Below are 17,224 nucleotides of genomic sequence, written 5' to 3'. Positions count from 1 at the left end.
GGCACCTGGGAGCGAACCCCTTCTGAGCCCGAGACGGGCTGGACGTCAGTTCCCGGGGCCAAACCCGGCCTCCGCCGCTGTAGCATGATTGGTCGTGCAACGGCGATCCGGGTTCACCGACGGAGCGGTGGACGCGGTGCGCGAGGCGGTCGACATCATCGACCTCGTCAGCGAGCACACGAGGGTGGAGCGCCGGGGCGAGCGCTTCGTGGCGCTCTGTCCGTTCCACAAGGAAAAGACGCCCTCGCTGTCTCTCGATCGCCAGAACAACCTGTACTACTGCTTCGGCTGCGGCGCCGGCGGCGATGCCTTCAGGTTCCACATGGAGCTCACCGGGGACAACTTCACGACCGCGCTCGAGCACCTCGCCCGGCGCTACGGGGTTCCTCTGGAGCGGGCGTCCGGGCCGGACGCCGATGCCCGGGCTGAGCGCAACGAGCGCATCCAGGCCGCGCTCGACGCCGCCCACGACTTCTTCCGGTCGAAGCTCAGGACGGAGGCCGTGCCGCAGCAGTACCTCCAGCGACGCAAGGTGCCGTCGGAGCTGATCGCCCGTTTCGGCGTCGGCTACGCACCTGACGACTGGCGGACGATGATCGAGGATCTCGGCCGGCGCATCCCGGTCCCCGACCTGGAAGCCGCCGGGCTGATCGCCCGTAGCCAGAAAGCGCCGGACCGTCCCTACGATCGGTTCCGCAACCGGCTGATGTTCCCTATCCGGGACGTCTCCGGCCGGGTCGTGGCCTTCGGTGGCCGCACCCTCGGCGACGACCAGGCCAAGTACGTCAACACGAACGAGACGAGTCGTTTCAGCAAGGGCAGGCTGCTCTACGGGCTCGACGCCGCGCGCCGCGCCATCCGCGAACAGGGCAGGGCGCTCCTCGTCGAGGGCTACTTCGACGTGCTGGGAGCCGCCGCCTCCGGCATCGACTGGGCGGTCGCGAGCATGGGGACGGCGCTCACCGGGCAGCAGGTGCGGCTGCTGTCCCGCTACACCGACGAGGTGGTCCTCGGCTACGACGGCGACCGCGCCGGCATCGAGGCGGCCCGCAAGGCGGCGGGAACCATGCTCGAGGCCGGGCTCAACGTCCGCCGCGCGCTCTTTCCGGCGGGCCAGGATCCGGACTCGCTGCGGCTCGACGAGGGACCCGAGGCGGTGAGGGCCACGGTTGCCGAGGCCCGGGATGCGGTGGCGATCGAGCTCGACGACCTGCCCAGCCGCGGCGAGCTCGACCCCAGGTTGCGTGCCCGCGAGGCTGCGCGAGTGCGGACGCTGATCGACCGGATCGGCGACCCGATCGTGAGAACGGGCTACTACGAGACGGCGGCCGAGCGTCTCGGTGTCAAGGTCGACGTTCTCCTGCGTGAGTCCGCCTCCGCAAGCGAGAAGCCGGCTGCGACGGATTCGCCCGGACCGGCCGCAGGACCGCGTCCTCCGCTGACCGCCTCGATCGAGGAGCAGGTGCTGCGTCTGACGGCCGCCGCCCCGGACCTGGGTGGCATCGAGTGGCCGGCGCCGGATGCCTTCTTCGATCCCGCCCTGCGCGCCATTTACGAGGCCATGCGCGAGCAGGCCCAAGCCGGAGCGAAGCGGATCGATTCCGGCGCTCTCGTGGAGGTCTTGGGACGCCGTCGCGGGACGGACAACGAGACCGATCGACCTGTTGACCGGATCGCGGGGCTTTTGCTACAACGGTCGTCTGCCTTCTCTGAATCGGAGCTTCGGATCAGTCTCGTGGAGTTGGGTCGGCGTTTCACCAGACAGCGGCTCAACCTGCTCGCCCGGGAGATCAATCGCGCCCAGCGTGAAGGTGACATGGAGACCCTGCACCGGATGATCGAGGAAAAACAGCAGCTCAGCCGCGAGTTCTACGGGCAGTCGGGGCGCTGAGGAGATGTCGTGGCGCTGAACACCGCGGCCGTCCGGACCGAGGAGATCGAGCCGATCGAGCAGCGCCACAGCTCGGTCCGCAGCGTGTTCAACCTGGGCCGCGAGAAGGGTTATCTGCTTCAGGACGAGATCGAGACCCGGTTGCCCGAGGAACTGCTCGCTGAACCGCGGGACATGGACGCGATCTGGATGCGTCTCGGGTCGATGGGAACGGGTGTGATCCGGCGCCCTGAGGCGTTCGTCAACGTCGTCGACGTCGATCCGCTGCCGCCGATCGGCGGCGTCGAACGGAGCGAGCCCGAACCGGCCCTCCTGACGCAGCAGGACCGGACGACGGATCCGGTCCGGGTCTACCTGCGGGAGATGGGACGCGTCGATCTGCTCGATCGGGAAGGCGAAGTGGAGATCGCCAAACGGATCGAGCGCGGCGAGTGGATCGTCTTCGAGGCGCTCTGCGACAACCCGGTCGTGCTCCGGGAGTTGCTGCGGATCAACGAGCTGGCGCGGCGCGACCGGCGCCTGATGCGGGAACTCCTCGCCGATGGCGGCGCCCACCTCGACCAGAGCGCGAGGGACCGCATCGCGAAGAACCTCCGGATCTTCCGGGCGATCGAGACTCTCGACCGGCAGGTGCGCCGTCTGCGCCGGCAGAGCGATCGCTGCCGGCCGGGCAGTGATCGGTTCTCGGAGATCGAACGCGAGATCGATCGCACGGCGGGCAAGATCACCGAGCAGATCCGTTCGATCGAGTTGACGGCGCAAACGCGCAGCCGGCTGGTCGAGATCCTCAAGCAGCTCTACGCGGAGATCTCGCGTCACGACCGGGACATCCGCCGGGCGCAGATCGCGCTCGACCGGGAGCGCGACACGGAGCTCGGCGCGCTGCAGCGGCGCCGGATCGAGAAGTACCGCGCGCGTCTCCGCGCGTCGGAAGAGCGCTATGGCACGACCCTCGCGCAGGTGACCGCGACGCTGAACAAGGTGCGGCGGGGCGAGGCGATCTGCGAACAGGCGCGGTCCGAGATGATCCTGGCGAACCTTCGTCTGGTCGTTTCGATCGCCAAGAAGTACACGAACCGGGGGTTGCAGCTTCTGGACCTGATTCAGGACGGCAACATCGGACTGATCCGCGCGGTCGAGAAGTTCGAGTACCGCCGCGGCTACAAGTTCTCGACCTACGCGACCTGGTGGATCCGCCAGGCGATCACGCGGGCGATCGCCGATCAGGCAAGAACGATCCGCATCCCGGTCCACATGATCGACACGATCAACAAGCTCACCCGGACCAGCCGGGCGATGGTCCAGGAGCTGGGCCGCGAGCCCACTGTCGCCGAGATCGCCGAGCAGATGGACATGGAGGTTTCCCACGTTCGGGAGATCATGAAGATCGCGCTGGAACCGATCTCGCTTGAGACACCGATTGGCGAGGAGGCGGACTCTTCCCTGGGCGACTTCATCGAGGACGCGAGCGTGGTTTCGCCGCTCGACTCGCTGTTGACGAAGGGCCTGGGCGAGCAGACCGCCGCGGTGCTCCAGACCCTGAGTCCCCGGGAGGAACTCGTGCTCCGGATGCGCTTCGGCGTAGGCGATGGCGCCGAGTCGACGCTGGAGGACGTGGGGCGTTCGTTCAACGTGACGCGTGAGAGGATCCGGCAGATCGAATCGAAGGCGCTCCGCAAGCTGCGTCATCCGAGCCGCGCCAGGCAGTTGGAGCCCTATCGCAACCGTCTCTAGATCTGCCGGGAGGCGTTCTGGCGGGGGGTTTGACAGTCGGCTTGAAGGCTCCCTAAGATGAACTCCGTGTCGCCCGCCGCTGTTCGCCTTGGGGCGGATTCTTCCTCGGTAGCTCAACGGTAGAGCGTTCGGCTGTTAACCGAAATGTTGGGGGTTCGAATCCCTCCCGAGGAGCCACTGTTCACGGCCTGGACGGTGAGGCGGGACCACTTCTCGCTCTCGACCGTGGCGAGGTAGTTGAGATGGTCGAGGTTTCCGAGGAGTTCCTGTCAGCCAACCGGCGCGTCGTTCACCGGCGTCTCAGCGTGGCCAGGCTCTACGAAGAAGCGGTTCGCCGCGGCGAGGCCGCGATTGCCGCCGGGGGGCCGCTCGTCGCGTCGACCGGCGAGCACACGGGGCGGTCTCCGAACGACCGCTTCGTCGTGCGCCGCGCGCCTTCGGCCGACCTGGTGGACTGGGGTCCGGTGAACAAGCCCATCGCTCCGGAACACTTCGACCGCCTCCACCGGAAGATGCTGGCCGCCGCCGCGGACCGGGACCTGTTCGTCTTCGACGGCTTCGCGGGCGCCGATCCGGCCTGCCGCCTGAACGTGCGGGTGATCAGCGAGCGGGCCTGGCACAGCCTGTTCGTCCGCAACATGTTCCTGCGCGCGGCGAACGAAGCGGAGCTTGCGGACTTCGTGCCCGACTACACCGTCGTCGACATCCCGAGTGTTCTGGCCGATCCGGAAACCGACGGCACGAACAGCACGACCTTCATCGCTCTCGACCTGGAGCGGCATCTGACCCTGATCGGGGGCAGCGAGTACGCCGGCGAGATGAAGAAGTCCATGTTCAGCGTGATGAACTTCCTGATGCCGCAGCGCGGCGTGCTGAGCATGCACTGCAGCGCGAACTACGGCGCGGATCCTTCGGACTGCGCCCTGTTCTTCGGCCTCTCCGGCACCGGCAAGACGACCCTCTCGGCGGACCCCGCGCGCACCCTGATCGGCGACGACGAGCACGGCTGGTCCGACCGCGGCATCTTCAACATCGAGGGCGGCTGCTACGCCAAGGTCATCCGCCTCGATCCTCTGGGCGAACCCGAGATCTACGCCACCACGCGGCGCTTCGGCACCGTGCTCGAGAACGTCGTCTTCGATCCCGAGACGCGGAAGCTCGATCTCGACGACGACTCCCGCACCGAGAACACCCGGGCCAGCTATCCGCTCAGCCACCTCGAACACGTCGACGTCGGCGGCTACGCGGGACACCCGACGTCGGTCGTCTTCCTGACCTGCGACGCCTTCGGCGTGCTGCCGCCGATCAGCCGCCTCGACGAATCGCAGGCGATGTACCACTTCCTGTCGGGCTACACCGCGAAGGTCGCCGGCACCGAACGGGGCGTCACGGAGCCGTCGGCGACCTTCAGCGCCTGTTTCGGCGCCCCCTTCATGCCGCTGCCGGCGTCGGCCTACGCCAAGCTCCTGGGCGAGAAGGTGCGGCGCCACCGCGTCGACGTCTGGCTCGTCAACACGGGCTGGGCCAGGGGGCCGTACGGCCAGGGCAGCCGGATCAAGCTGGCCTACACCCGGCGCATGATCCACGCGGCGCTCGACGGCAGCCTGACGGGGGTGCCCACGCGCATGCATCCCGTCTTTGGTCTGGCCTATCCCACGGCCATCGAAGGCGTGCCGGGCGACGTGCTCGACCCGCGGGAGGGCTGGAGCGATCCCCAGGCGTACGACCAGTACGCGCGGCGTCTGGCCCGGATGTTCACGGACAACTTCGAGAGTCTGGGCGGCAGCGCGTCGGAGGCCGTGCAGGCCGCGGCGCCCCGTGTTGCCGTGTGAAGCGGCAGGGAGACCCGGATGATTCCCGTCAAGAGCGCCATCTCGGACAGCGGCCGCGCCCACGTCGACGGTCTGGACGCCTACCGGAAGCTCTACCGGAAGTCGATCGAGGATCCGGACGGCTTCTGGCTCGAACAGACCCGCTCGCTGGACTGGTTCACCGAGCCGAGTTCCGGGGGCCGCTGGGATTTCGAGGCCGTCGACTTCGCCTGGTTCGAGGACGGCGTGCTGAACGCCTGCACGAACTGCGTCGACCGCCACGCCGCCGCCCGGCCCGACAAGACGGCCCTGATCTGGGTCGAGGACGAGCCGGGCCGCTACCAGCGGATCAGCTACCGGGAACTGAAGCGGAACGTCTGCCGGGTCGCCAACGTGCTGACCTCGCTCGGAATCGGGCAGGGCGACCGTGTCTGCATCTACCTGCCGATGATCCCGGAGCTGGCCTACACGATGCTCGCCTGCGCCCGGATCGGCGCGGTACATTCCGTGGTCTTCGCCGGCTTCTCGGCCGACAGCCTGCGCGAGCGGATCGTCGACGCCGGTTGCCGGCTGCTGGTGACCGCCAACGAGGGTCTGCGCGGCGGCCGGACGATCCCGCTCAAGGCGACCTGCGACCGGGCGGTCGAAGGGCTGGACCTGGTCGAGCACATGCTGGTCGCGCGGCGAACCGACACCGAGGTGCCGATGACGCCGGGACGCGATCTCTGGCTCCACGAGGAGACGGCGAAGCAGCGCGCCACGGCGCCGGTGGCGCGGCTCGATGCTGAGGCGCCGCTCTTCGTGCTCTACACCAGTGGCTCGACGGGAAGGCCCAAGGGCCTGCTCCACACCACCGGCGGCTACCTCCTCTACGCGTCGATGACGCACCGCCTGATCTTCGACCACCACGACGACGACATCCACTTCTGCGCCGCCGACATCGGCTGGGTCACGGGGCACAGCTACATCGTCTACGGCCCGCTCGCGAACGGCGCGACCAGCGTCATGTTCGAGTCGGTGCCGACCTACCCCGACCCGGGCCGCTACTGGCGGGTCGTCGACGACCTGGGCGTGACGCTCTTCTACACCGCCCCGACCGCGCTGCGGGCGATCGCTCGCGAGGGCGACCGGTGGGTCGAGGCCTACGACCGCGGTTCGCTGCGGGTGCTCGGCTCGGTCGGCGAGCCGATCAACCCCGAGGTCTGGAACTGGTACCACGACGTGGTCGGAAACGGCCAGTGTCCGGTCGTCGACACCTGGTGGCAGACGGAGACGGGCGGCATCCTGATCACTCCGCTGCCGGGCGCCACGCCGCTCGTGCCCGGCTCGGCGACCCTTCCCTTCTTCGGCGTCGAGCCGGTGCTCGTGGACGCGGACGGCAACGAACTCGAAGGCAACGACCGGAGCGGCAACCTCTGCCTGAAGCGCTCCTGGCCAGGGCAGGCGCGGACGATCTACGGCGACCACCAGCGCTTCGTGGAGACCTACTTCAGCACCTACACCGGCATGTACTTCACCGGCGACGGCTGCCGGCGCGACGAGCACGGCTACTACTGGATCACCGGCCGCGTCGACGACGTGCTCAACGTCTCGGGGCACCGGCTGGGCACCGCCGAGATCGAGAGCGCCCTGGTGGCGCACGACGCCGTGGCCGAGGCGGCGGTCGTCGGCTGCCCGCACGAGATCAAGGGCGTCGGCATCTACGCCTACGTGCTGATCACGCCGGAGGCCGAGAACCGGGATCGGACGGAACTCGTGGCCGAACTGCGCCAGCAGGTCCGCACCGTGATCGGACCGATCGCGACGCCGGACCACATCCACGTCGCGGGCGGCCTGCCGAAGACCCGTTCCGGCAAGATCATGCGCCGCGTGCTGCGGAAGATCGCCGCGGGCGAGTACGAAGACCTCGGTGACGTGACGACCCTGGCGGAACCCGCGGTGGTCGACGGCCTGGTCGAGGACCACCGCGCCGCCGCCGGCTGAACCTCCCCGGGACCCGAGGGCTCAGGGCCAGGCAGGGTTACACTGCGGCCAGTGGCCAGGGACGATCAGGCACGGGATCTCGGTACGCCGATGCGACTGCTCCTGGTCGCGGCCTGCGTCGTCGTCCTGGTCGCCGGTCTGCGGGCCGCGTCCTCGATCCTGATCCCGTTCCTGATCGCGGTCTTCATCGCCGCGATCAGCCTGCCCCTTCTGACCTGGCTGCAGCGACGCCTGCCGATGATCGTCGCCGTCCTCGGCACGATCCTGATGGACCTGCTGGTGCTCGCCCTGGTCGGCTACCTGGTCGGTTCCACCGCGAACCAGGTCGCGGGCGAGATGGGCGAGATCCAGTCCACACTGACGATGTGGATCGAAGACGGCGGCGAGTGGCTGGAGGAGCGGGGAGTGCCCGTCGCCAGTGGGCTGGCGGGCGACGACTCCCTGCCGCTTGCGTTGTTCTCGCGTTTCGAGCCGGGCTTCCTGGTCGACTTCGTGAACACGACCCTGCGAACGACGACGGCCGCCCTGTCATCGTTCCTCGTCATCTCGCTGATCGTCATCTTCACCCTCTTCGAGGCGGCGACCTTCGGCCCCAAGGTGCGCGCGGCCTTCGGCAGCGCCGGCGCCGAGGCGCGTTTCGCCCGCGCCATGCACGAGATCCAGCACTACATGGGGATCAAGACGGTGATCAGCCTGGCCACCGGCCTGCTGATCGGCATCTGGGTCGGCGTGCTGGGCGTCGAGTTCGCGATCTTCTGGGGACTGGTGGCCTTCGTCCTCAACTTCATCCCGAACCTCGGTTCGATCATCGCGGCGGTGCCGACGACGCTCCTGGCCATGGTCCAGATCGGCGTCGGCAGGGGGTTGCTCGTCGCCCTGGGCTACCTGGTCGTCAACATGGTGATCGGCAACTTCATCGAACCGCCGCTCCTGGGACGGCGGCTCGGCCTCTCCACCCTGGTGGTCGTCCTGTCCCTCGTCTTCTGGGGTTGGGTGTGGGGACCGGTAGGCATGCTGCTGTCGGTGCCGCTGACGATGGTCGTCAAGATCCTGCTCGAGAACACGGAGGAGTTCCGCTGGGTGGCGGTGCTCCTCGGCGACAGCCGGGAAGCGGAACGTCTGGCGCCGGCGTCCGGCGCGGAGGGGAAGGACTGAGGCCGGGCCTCAGAGCAGGCCGGGGAAGAGCGCTCGACGGTTCCCCGGGTAGTCCGGGAATCTCTCCCGATACCAGCGGTGACGCCACAGCGCTCGCGGAATCAGGTTGGCCGCGGTCCAGAGCGCGAACGCCAGTCCCGGCAGCGACCAGCTCATCAACGCAAAGCCGGTCCACTCGACGATCTCGCCCGTCAGGTTCGGGCAGGAGACGAGGTTGAAGGCGCCGCCGCGCGGCAGGACGGCGCCGCCGGAGGCTTTCGCCCGCAGCGATGACAGGCGGTAGTCGGACGACACGTTGAGGGCGGCGCCGATCAGGAAGAGCGCGGCGCCGGCCAGGAAGCGCGGATCGGTGAACCAGCTCGCCGGGTAGTCGGCGACCCGGGCCATGAACCAGCCCAGGACCACGCCGTTGACGAGGTTGAAGAAGAAACCCGAGGCGGCCGTGACACCGGGGAACGGCCGCGCCTGACGCTGGACGAGCCACGGCCACACCAGAGTGCGGTGGACGTAGTGGGCCAGCCACAGGCCGACCAGGACGTCGCCGACCGCGTGGCGCTCACCGGCCGCCAGATAGACGGCCGGGAAGACGGCCAAGGCGGAAACTTCCATGAGGAGCCAGCCCCAGCGCGGGTCCACGTTCGGACCCCAGGGCCGGCCGCCCACGCGCCCGGTGACGTCCTTGCCCACCAGGCCGTAGACCAGCACCGGCACGGTCAGGCCGCACCAGGCGACAACGAGTACCTGGAACCAGTCCACGTTCCAGCGGTGCCGCCGGTCAGGAGCCCTCGGTCATGGTGACGCACAGGGTAGCGCATTCGCCGACGTACCGGCCCGCAACCGGGCCGCGCAACCCATTGACACTCGACCTTCCCGTGCTAGTCTCCGAATCGGGACTAGAGGGGTCCCGGTTCCACAGGTGGCGCGCCGGGACCCGATCAGCGGGCATCGGAGTCCTGTTTCTCAGCCACGTCCCGCCTCCGACGACACGCGTCATGATCCGACTGACCAAGCAAGCCGACTACGGCATCGTCCTGCTGAGCCAACTGGCCGTGACGGGGCAGGCCGCGGCCGCCGAGCTGGCGCTGCAGACGCATCTGCCGCCACCGATGGTCAGCAAGATCCTCAAATTGCTCGCCAGGAACGGGCTGCTGGTGTCCCACCGCGGCGTCCACGGCGGCTACGAGCTGGCGCGTCCGGCGTCCGAGATCAGCGTCGCCGAGGCGATCTTCGCGCTCGAGGGGCCGATTGCCCTGACCCAGTGCAGCGAGCACTCCCACGATGACTGCTCTTACGAGGCGTTCTGCCGCGTGAGCGAGAACTGGCAGCGGATCGACCGGGCTGTCCGCGGCGCGCTCGAAGGGGTCACGATCGAGGACATGACGCGCCCGGACTTCCTCTCCTCCGGCGCCGCCGGCAGCCGGCCGCGCTCCGCCGCCGCCACCCTCATTCCGCTCGGGAGCAGCACCTGATGCCGACGGCCACCGACACGATCGAAGCACTCGCCGAACGCGACTACGAGTACGGCTTCGTCACCGACGTCGAGCAGGACACGGCGCCGCCGGGTCTGAGCGAGGAGATCATCGCCTTCATCTCGGCGAAGAAGAACGAGCCCCAGTGGCTGCTCGACTGGCGGCTCCAGGCCTACCGGGGCTGGCTGAAGATGGTCGAGCCGACCTGGGCGAACGTGCGCTACGAGCCGATCGACTATCAGTCCATCTGCTACTACGCGGCGCCGAAGAGCGACGACGACCGGCCCAAGAGCCTCGACGAGATCGATCCCGAGATCCTCGCCACCTACGAGAAGCTCGGCATCCCGCTCAAGGAGCAGGAGATGCTGGCCGGCGTGGCGGTGGACGCGGTGTTCGACAGCGTCTCGGTCGCGACGACGTTCCGCGAGAAGCTGGCGGAACTCGGGGTCATCTTCTGCTCGTTCTCCGAGGCCGTGCAGGACCATCCGGAGCTGGTGCGCAAGTACCTGGGCACGGTCGTGCCGCGCCGGGACAACTTCTTCGCCGCCCTGAACTCCGCGGTGTTCTCGGACGGTTCCTTCGTCTACATCCCGAAGGGCGTGCGCTGCCCGATGGAGCTCTCCACGTACTTCCGGATCAACGCGATGAACACCGGCCAGTTCGAGCGCACCCTGATCATCGCGGACGAAGGCAGCTACGTCAGCTACCTGGAAGGCTGCACCGCGCCGATGCGCGACGAGAACCAGTTGCACGCGGCCGTGGTCGAACTGGTCGCCCACGAGGACGCGCAGATCAAGTACTCGACGGTCCAGAACTGGTACCCGGGCGACAAGGAAGGCGTGGGCGGCATCTACAACTTCGTGACCAAGCGCGGCCTGTGCGAGGGCCAGCGCAGCAAGATCTCCTGGACCCAGGTGGAGACCGGCTCGGCGGTGACCTGGAAGTACCCGAGTTGCATTCTCAGGGGCGACGATTCGGTGGGCGAGTTCTACTCCGTGGCGGTGTCGAACAACCGCCAGCAGGCCGACACGGGGACCAAGATGATCCACGTCGGCAAACGCACGTCGAGCACGATCATCTCCAAGGGGATCTCAGCCGGAGAGGGCCAGAACACGTACCGCGGATCGGTACGGATTCTGCGTTCGGCCGAGGACGCCAGGAACTTCTCGCAGTGCGACTCGATGCTGATCGGGGACCGCTGCGGAGCTCATACGTTCCCCTACATCGACGTCGCGAATCCCACCGCCCAGATGGAGCACGAGGCGTCGACGTCGAAGATCGGCGAAGACCAGATCTTCTACTGCAACCAGCGCGGCATCGACACCGAGGATGCCGTTTCCATGATCGTCAACGGGTTCTGCAAGGAAGTGTTCCGCGAACTCCCGATGGAGTTCGCCGTGGAGGCACAGAAGCTGCTCGAGGTGAGCCTCGAGGGCAGCGTCGGCTGACCCCTCCGGGGGGCCGCATGTTGCCGGAACCGCAGGGGGCTGCAAAGCCGCCGCACGGAGAGACACAGCAATGCTGAGGGTGAAGGACCTTCACGCGAAGGTCGAAGAACAGGAAATCCTGAAGGGCGTTGACCTGGAGGTGAGCGCCGGCGAGGTCCACGCGGTGATGGGGCCGAACGGCTCGGGCAAGAGCACGCTGGCCCAGGTTCTCGCGGGCAAGGAGGACTACGAGATCACCGCGGGCTCGCTGGAGCTCGATGGCGAGGACCTCCAGGAGATGGCGCCCGAAGAGCGGGCCCACGCGGGCCTGTTTCTGGCCTTCCAGTATCCGGTGGAGATTCCCGGCGTCGGCAACAGCTACTTCCTGAAGGCGGCCGTCAACGCGAACCGCAAGGCACGGGGCGAGTCCGAGCTCGATGCGATGGACTTCCTGAAGTTGCTGCGCGAGCGAGCCACGCTGGTCGATGTCGACGAGGCGCTGCTGCGGCGTCCGGTCAACGACGGTTTCTCGGGCGGCGAGAAGAAGCGGAACGAGATCCTCCAGATGGCGGTGCTCGAGCCCCGGCTCGCGGTGCTGGACGAGACGGACTCCGGGCTCGACATCGACGCGCTGAAGACGGTGGCGGCCGGGGTCAACGCGCTAAGGAGCGAGGACCGGGCATTCGTCGTCATCACCCACTACCAGCGACTGCTGAACTACATCGTGCCCGACCACGTCCACGTGCTCCTGGATGGGCGGATCGTCCGCTCCGGCGGCAGCGAGCTCGCGCACGAACTGGAAGAGAAGGGCTACGGCGGGTTCGACGGTGCGCGGGCAGAGGCCTGAACGGGAGGGATCGTGACCACCGGCGCCGACACCCGCATCGGTCCCTACCTGGAGCTCTTCGCCGGCCGCGGTGCCGGGGGGCCCGTGGGAGCGAGGCGGCAGCAGGCGATCGAGCGCTTCGAAGGGGCCGGCTTTCCGGGTTCGCGCGACGAGGAGTGGCGGCAGACGAACCTCGGCCCGATCCTGCGCGCCCGGCCCGTGCCGGCGGCCGGAGGGGCGCTGGGAGAAGGCGAGGCCCGGCCCTTCCTCTACCCCGGCTGCGACTCGATGGTGTTCGTCAACGGCCGCTATGCGCCGGCCGCTTCATCGCCGCCTGAGGGGATGACCGCATTCTCCCTCGCCGATCCGGCGGACGACGGCTCCGAGCTCCTCGCCGAGCACCTGGGGGCGAGCGTCGACGGTCGCGCTTCCTGCAGCGCCGACGCCGACGTCCATCCGTTCGCGGCGCTGAACACGGCGCTGTTCGAGGACGGCGTAGCGCTCGGGATCCCGGCGGGGACGGCGCTCGAGCGGCCCATCCAGGTGCTCTGGCTCAGCGCGCCGTCCGCGGACGCCGCGGCTGGAGACAACGGCGCCCCGGCCTCGATCGAGGTCAGCTTCCCGCGCCTGCTCGTCGTCGCCGGCGAGAACAGCCAGGCTTCCGTCATCGAGACCTTCGCCGCCGCCGACCCGGCGGCCGGCGGCTACTTCGTCTGCCCCGCGGCGGAGTTCGTTTGCGGCGCGGGTTCGGTGGTCCGCCACACCCGGCTGCAGGCCGACGCGGCCGGAGCGTTCCACCTCGGCTTCCAGCACGCCCGGCTCGACCGGGCCGCGGCTTTCGACTCCTCGTCCCTGGCCTTCGGCGGCGCCCTGGTACGGAACGACACGGTCGCCCTGCTGGACGGGGAGGGCGCGGACTGTACCCTCGACGGCCTCTACGTCCTCGCCGGCTCCCAGTTCACGGGCAACCACATGCGGGTCGAGCACCGTCAGCCGCACACGACCAGCCACCAGCTCTACAAGGGCGTGCTCGACGGGCAGGCCCGCTCCGTGTTCAACGGCCGCATCTACGTTCACCAGGCCGCCCAGAAGACGGACGCCAAGCAGACAAACCGCAACCTGCTGTTGTCCAAGGCCGCGCTGGCCAACAGCAACCCGCAGCTCGAGATCTTCGCCGACGACGTTCGCTGCACCCACGGCTCGACGATCGGCCGTCTCGACGAGGAGGCTCTCTTCTACCTGCGCGCCCGCGGCATCGGTTTCGAGGAAGCGCACGGCATGCTCGTCCACGCCTTCGCGCGGGAGGTCACGGACAAGGCGACGTTCGAGCCGCTGCGGCGGGACCTGGAAGCTCGCCTGTTCGCCAGCCTGAACGCCGTCCGGAGCAACGGGCAGGGCGGGTAGAAGGATGACGGCGCCGGCAGTCGCGGTCGAGAACGAACCGCGGGACTCCGCCGCGTTCGACGTCGAGCGCCTGCGGGCCTGCTTCCCCATCCTCGAGCGGGACGTTCGCGGCCACCGGCTGGTCTACCTCGACAACGCCGCCAGCGCGCAGCGGCCGGAAGTCGTGATCGACGCGGTCAGCGACTGCTACCGCACCTACTACGCCAACGCCCACCGCGGCGTCCACGCCCTGTCCGAGCAGTCGACCGACGCCTACGAGGCGGCGCGGGCCAAGGTGGCGCGGTTCATCGGCGCTCCGGACAGCCACGAGGTCGTCTTCACCCGCGGTACTACCGAGAGCCTGAACCTGGTAGCCCAGAGCTACGGCCGGCCGCACCTCAAGGCGGGCGACGAGGTGTTGCTGACCGAGATGGAGCACCACTCGAACATCGTCCCCTGGCAACTCGTCTGCGAGCAGACCGGCGCCCGCGTGCTCGCGGCGCCGATCACCGACGACGGCGAGCTCGATCTGGACCGGTTTGCCGGCATGCTCAACGAGCGCACGCGGGTCGTCGCGCTCGCCCACGTCTCGAACGCGCTCGGCACGGTCAACGACATCCCGGCCGTCGTCGAACTGACTCGTGCCCACTCGGACGCGGCCGTGGTCGTCGACGGTGCGCAGGCCGTGCCGCACATGGCGGTCGACGTGGCCGCGCTCGGCTGCGACTTCTACGCCTTCTCGGGCCACAAGATGTACGGCCCGGGCGGCATCGGCGTGCTCTGGGGCCGTCGCGAGTTGCTCGCGGCGATGCCCCCGTACCACGGCGGCGGCTCGATGATCACGCGGGTCACCTTCGAGCGCAGCGAGTACATGGTGCCGCCGCAGCGCTTCGAGGCGGGAACGCCGAGCATCGCACCGGCGATCGGCCTGGGCGTCGCGGTCGAATTCCTGGAATCGACCGGCCTGGATCGGATCGAACGGCACGAGCAGGAACTGCTCTCCCACACTATGGAAGTCCTGAATGATCTCCCCTGGGTTCGCGTGCCGGGCCACGCCTCGAAGGCCGGATCGGCCCGCGCTGCCGTCGTTTCGCTTGTGATCGACGGCGCCCACCCCCACGATGTGGCAACGATCCTCGATGAACAGGGGATCGCTATCAGAGCGGGCCACCACTGCGCGCAGCCGCTGATGGACCGGCTCGGCGTCCCGGCCACGGTGCGGGCCTCGTTCGGGCTCTACAACACCCACGAGGAAGTCGACCTGCTCGTCTCCGGCCTGCACGAAGTGCGGCGGATCTTCGGCTGAGCCGGCCTGGAGCTGCGCCGAACGCCATGTCCGATCTCCGCGATCTCTACCAGCAGGTCATCCTCGACCACTACCGCTCGCCCCGGAATTTCGGGGTTCTCGATCCGGCGACGGCCTGCGCCGAGGGCCACAACCCGCTGTGCGGCGACAAGATCAAGATCTACCTGCGGATGGACGGCGACCGTGTCGACGGCGCGACCTTCGAGGGCGTCGGCTGTGCGATCTCGACCGCCTCGGCCTCCCTGATGACGGAGGCCGTGCGCGGGCTGGAACGACCGCAGGCGGAGGCGCTGATCGCTTCCTTCCTGGCCCTGATGACCGGTGACGGCAACGGTGCCGCCGCTGTCGACCTGGGCAAGCTGGAGGTGCTGAGCGGCGTCAAGGACTACCCGGTGCGGATCAAGTGCGCGACGCTGGCCTGGCACGCGCTCCGGGCCGCGCTCGAGGGCGGGGACTCGGAAGCCGTAACGACCGAGTAGGCTGTACGGTCGACGGGAGGAAACGGACAATGGACGACATCGCCGCGAGCGGAGTCCAGGTGGACACGGCGGCCCTCGAGGCCCGCATCGTTGAGGCGCTCAAGACGGTCTACGACCCGGAGATCCCGGTCGACATCTACGAGCTCGGCCTGATCTACGACGTGCGGATCGATGAGAAAGCACACGTCAAGCTGCAGATGACCCTGACCTCGCCGCACTGCCCGGTCGCCGAGTCGCTGCCCGGCGACGTGGAGCGGACGGTTCGCGACGTCGAGGGCGTCGAAGACGCCGAAGTCGAGGTGGTCTGGGATCCGACCTGGAACCCGGCGATGATGAGCGAAGCCGCGAAACTGGAATTGGGGTTCTTCTGATGCGTAGCCTGTCCCTTGCCGCCGCACTGTCCACCGTGGCCCTGGTTCTTGCCCCTCCTGCCGCAGCAGCCGAACAGAAGGACCACGGCCTGCGGGGCGCGAAGCACCCGGAACCGGGCGTCCTCTTCGGCGGCCAGCCGAGCGAGGACCAGCTCAAGGCGATGGCCGCCGACGGCCTGTCCTTCGTCCTGGACCTGCGCGCCGAAGGCGAGAACCGGGGCTTCGACGAACAGGCTGCGCTCCAGAGCCTCGACGTTCCCTACCTGAACGTGCCGGTAGACGCGGAACGCCTCGAGCAACCCGAGACCTTCGAGCGCTTCATCGAAGCGATGGACAAGGCGGATGGCCCGGTGCTCGTCCACTGCGCCTCGGGCAACCGGGTCGGCGCCCTGTACTACGCCTACCTGGTCGCGGGGAAGGGTGTGGACCGGGAAGAGGCCCGCACCCGTGCGAAGGAGAACGGACTGCGAAGCGCCGCGCTCGAGAAGGCCGTCGACGGCTATCTTGATTCAAGGCCCTGAGAATCCTCGGCTCCTGACGGGCCGACGGCACCTCCGTCATGTTCTGGAACCGGTTGCGGCGCGCGGAGGAAGACGAGATGGCTGAGACCCCGGCGGCTCTTTCGGGGTTCGGCGCCAGGTTGCGGAGGAACCTGCCGTTCTTCGCGATCGAACTCCTGGTCGTTTTCGTCGGCGTCTACCTGGCCTTCCTCCTCGGCAACCGGCAGGAGGCCGAGCGCGAACAGGAGGTCGCGCTGAAGTACCGCGAAGCTCTGACCTGCGACTTCGAGATGCTCGTGGCGTCCCTGCACGGCGAACTGGAGAAGCTGCGGCAGCACGTCGCCGTCGTCCAGCAGATCGAGGAGGGGCTTCAGCCGAACATTCCGCTGAACGAGTTCTACTACCTGCACGACAATCAGGTCCTCCAGGCCGCTTTCGACAGCCAGAACTTCGAGTCGTTGGACAGCGGTCTGGTGCAGGCCATCGTGAGGGGCAGAGTCATGCTCATGTCGCTGGAACAACAGGTCGACCGGCTGAACGAGTTCACGACCGCGACTCTGGCGCCGATGCAGCGGGACGGCGACCCTCGCTATTACGACGACGAAGGCAATCTGCTCCCGCACCTGGAGGCGTATCCGCGGCTTGTCCGGGGGGCCGCGCGCGTGAACGCCGGGCTGCAGAACGTCCTGCGCGGGGACGCCCTTGTGAGCCTGCACCTCGAGACGATGGGGATCGATTTGAGTGACCTCGTGGGCTTCGATGCCGACGACCCTGACACCCCCGATGCAGTGAAGGATGCCGTGGCGCGCGCGGTCGAACTCGCCCAATTCGACGTGGAGAACCCGTGCTCCCGTAGCTTTGCCAGCTTGCGGGAGCCCTAAGCCGCGAC

General features: G+C 68.3%; 15 protein-coding genes and 1 tRNA gene. 15 read left to right on the top strand and 1 reads right to left on the bottom strand.

What is annotated here, in order from left to right; genetic code table 11:
• The first annotated feature begins 94 nt into the window (after positions 1-94).
• From dnaG to OXI49_01660, 6 genes are all read left to right on the top strand, one after another.
• Positions 95-1,891 carry a DNA primase gene (dnaG, locus tag OXI49_01685; protein MDE2689195.1) on the top strand — a complete coding sequence of 599 codons (1,797 nt, stop codon included), beginning with the start codon at positions 95-97 and terminating at the stop codon, positions 1,889-1,891.
• Positions 1,892-1,900: 9 nt separating this feature from the next.
• The gene (rpoD, locus tag OXI49_01680; protein MDE2689194.1) at positions 1,901-3,625 is read left to right on the top strand and encodes an RNA polymerase sigma factor RpoD; all 1,725 of its coding nucleotides are present in this window, start codon (positions 1,901-1,903) and stop codon (positions 3,623-3,625) included.
• Between the two features lie 102 nt (positions 3,626-3,727).
• Positions 3,728-3,802, top strand: a tRNA-Asn gene (locus tag OXI49_01675).
• A gap of 65 nt (positions 3,803-3,867) precedes the next feature.
• Positions 3,868-5,457 carry a phosphoenolpyruvate carboxykinase (ATP) gene (gene pckA, locus OXI49_01670; GenBank protein MDE2689193.1) on the top strand — a complete coding sequence of 530 codons (1,590 nt, stop codon included), beginning with the start codon at positions 3,868-3,870 and terminating at the stop codon, positions 5,455-5,457.
• 18 nt (positions 5,458-5,475) lie between these two features.
• Positions 5,476-7,419: an acetate--CoA ligase gene (gene acs, locus OXI49_01665; GenBank protein ID MDE2689192.1), complete on the top strand. Its 1,944-nt coding sequence runs from the start codon at positions 5,476-5,478 to the stop codon at positions 7,417-7,419.
• Between the two features lie 51 nt (positions 7,420-7,470).
• Positions 7,471-8,574, top strand: coding sequence for an AI-2E family transporter (locus tag OXI49_01660; protein ID MDE2689191.1), 1,104 nt, complete (start codon positions 7,471-7,473; stop codon positions 8,572-8,574).
• A 9-nt stretch (positions 8,575-8,583) separates the two neighbouring features.
• On the opposite strand, the gene OXI49_01655 is transcribed toward OXI49_01660, so the two are convergent.
• Positions 8,584-9,330, bottom strand: a complete 747-nt coding sequence (locus tag OXI49_01655) for a 3-oxo-5-alpha-steroid 4-dehydrogenase (protein ID MDE2689190.1) — start codon at positions 9,328-9,330, stop codon at positions 8,584-8,586.
• Between the two features lie 236 nt (positions 9,331-9,566).
• Here OXI49_01655 and OXI49_01650 point away from each other — a divergent pair, with 236 nt between their 5' ends.
• The 9 genes from OXI49_01650 (at position 9,567) to OXI49_01610 (ending at position 17,216) form a co-directional block, all read left to right on the top strand.
• The gene (locus tag OXI49_01650) at positions 9,567-10,043 is read left to right on the top strand and encodes an SUF system Fe-S cluster assembly regulator (protein ID MDE2689189.1); all 477 of its coding nucleotides are present in this window, start codon (positions 9,567-9,569) and stop codon (positions 10,041-10,043) included.
• Positions 10,043-11,491, top strand: a complete 1,449-nt coding sequence (gene sufB, locus OXI49_01645; protein ID MDE2689188.1) for a Fe-S cluster assembly protein SufB — start codon at positions 10,043-10,045, stop codon at positions 11,489-11,491. Before OXI49_01650 ends, sufB begins: the two co-directional genes overlap by 1 nt.
• 70 nt (positions 11,492-11,561) lie before the next feature.
• The gene (sufC, locus tag OXI49_01640) at positions 11,562-12,317 is read left to right on the top strand and encodes a Fe-S cluster assembly ATPase SufC (protein ID MDE2689187.1); all 756 of its coding nucleotides are present in this window, start codon (positions 11,562-11,564) and stop codon (positions 12,315-12,317) included.
• A 12-nt stretch (positions 12,318-12,329) separates the two neighbouring features.
• Positions 12,330-13,700 carry a Fe-S cluster assembly protein SufD gene (gene sufD / locus OXI49_01635; protein ID MDE2689186.1) on the top strand — a complete coding sequence of 457 codons (1,371 nt, stop codon included), beginning with the start codon at positions 12,330-12,332 and terminating at the stop codon, positions 13,698-13,700.
• Positions 13,701-13,704: 4 nt separating this feature from the next.
• The gene (locus OXI49_01630; GenBank protein ID MDE2689185.1) at positions 13,705-14,985 is read left to right on the top strand and encodes a cysteine desulfurase; all 1,281 of its coding nucleotides are present in this window, start codon (positions 13,705-13,707) and stop codon (positions 14,983-14,985) included.
• A 26-nt stretch (positions 14,986-15,011) separates the two neighbouring features.
• On the top strand, positions 15,012-15,464 hold the full coding sequence (locus tag OXI49_01625) for an SUF system NifU family Fe-S cluster assembly protein (protein MDE2689184.1): 453 nt from the start codon (positions 15,012-15,014) through the stop codon (positions 15,462-15,464).
• A 29-nt stretch (positions 15,465-15,493) separates the two neighbouring features.
• Entirely contained in the window at positions 15,494-15,835 is a 342-nt protein-coding gene (locus OXI49_01620) for an SUF system Fe-S cluster assembly protein (protein MDE2689183.1), read from the top strand.
• Positions 15,835-16,356 (top strand): sulfur transferase domain-containing protein, encoded by a 522-nt coding sequence (locus OXI49_01615; GenBank protein MDE2689182.1) that lies wholly within the window; start codon positions 15,835-15,837, stop codon positions 16,354-16,356. Before OXI49_01620 ends, OXI49_01615 begins: the two co-directional genes overlap by 1 nt.
• Positions 16,357-16,433: 77 nt before the next feature.
• The gene (locus OXI49_01610; protein ID MDE2689181.1) at positions 16,434-17,216 is read left to right on the top strand and encodes a hypothetical protein; all 783 of its coding nucleotides are present in this window, start codon (positions 16,434-16,436) and stop codon (positions 17,214-17,216) included.
• Positions 17,217-17,224: the final 8 nt, after the last annotated feature.

The organism is Acidobacteriota bacterium (assembly GCA_028875725.1).
In the GTDB taxonomy this organism is placed as follows: domain Bacteria; phylum Acidobacteriota; class Thermoanaerobaculia; order Multivoradales; family Multivoraceae; genus Multivorans.
The sequence above is the reverse complement of the archived record's forward strand: the minus strand, read 5'-3'. Positions and strand labels throughout refer to the sequence as shown.

Coding starts and splice junctions, on each gene's coding strand:
- OXI49_01625 (MDE2689184.1), top strand. CDS start 15,012: ATGTCCGATCTCCGCGATCTCTACCAGCAGGTCATCCTCGACCACTAC.
- OXI49_01630 (MDE2689185.1), top strand. CDS start 13,705: ATGACGGCGCCGGCAGTCGCGGTCGAGAACGAACCGCGGGACTCCGCC.
- pckA (MDE2689193.1), top strand. CDS start 3,868: ATGGTCGAGGTTTCCGAGGAGTTCCTGTCAGCCAACCGGCGCGTCGTT.
- sufC (MDE2689187.1), top strand. CDS start 11,562: ATGCTGAGGGTGAAGGACCTTCACGCGAAGGTCGAAGAACAGGAAATC.
- acs (MDE2689192.1), top strand. CDS start 5,476: ATGATTCCCGTCAAGAGCGCCATCTCGGACAGCGGCCGCGCCCACGTC.
- OXI49_01615 (MDE2689182.1), top strand. CDS start 15,835: ATGCGTAGCCTGTCCCTTGCCGCCGCACTGTCCACCGTGGCCCTGGTT.
- OXI49_01620 (MDE2689183.1), top strand. CDS start 15,494: ATGGACGACATCGCCGCGAGCGGAGTCCAGGTGGACACGGCGGCCCTC.
- OXI49_01650 (MDE2689189.1), top strand. CDS start 9,567: ATGATCCGACTGACCAAGCAAGCCGACTACGGCATCGTCCTGCTGAGC.
- sufB (MDE2689188.1), top strand. CDS start 10,043: ATGCCGACGGCCACCGACACGATCGAAGCACTCGCCGAACGCGACTAC.
- OXI49_01610 (MDE2689181.1), top strand. CDS start 16,434: ATGGCTGAGACCCCGGCGGCTCTTTCGGGGTTCGGCGCCAGGTTGCGG.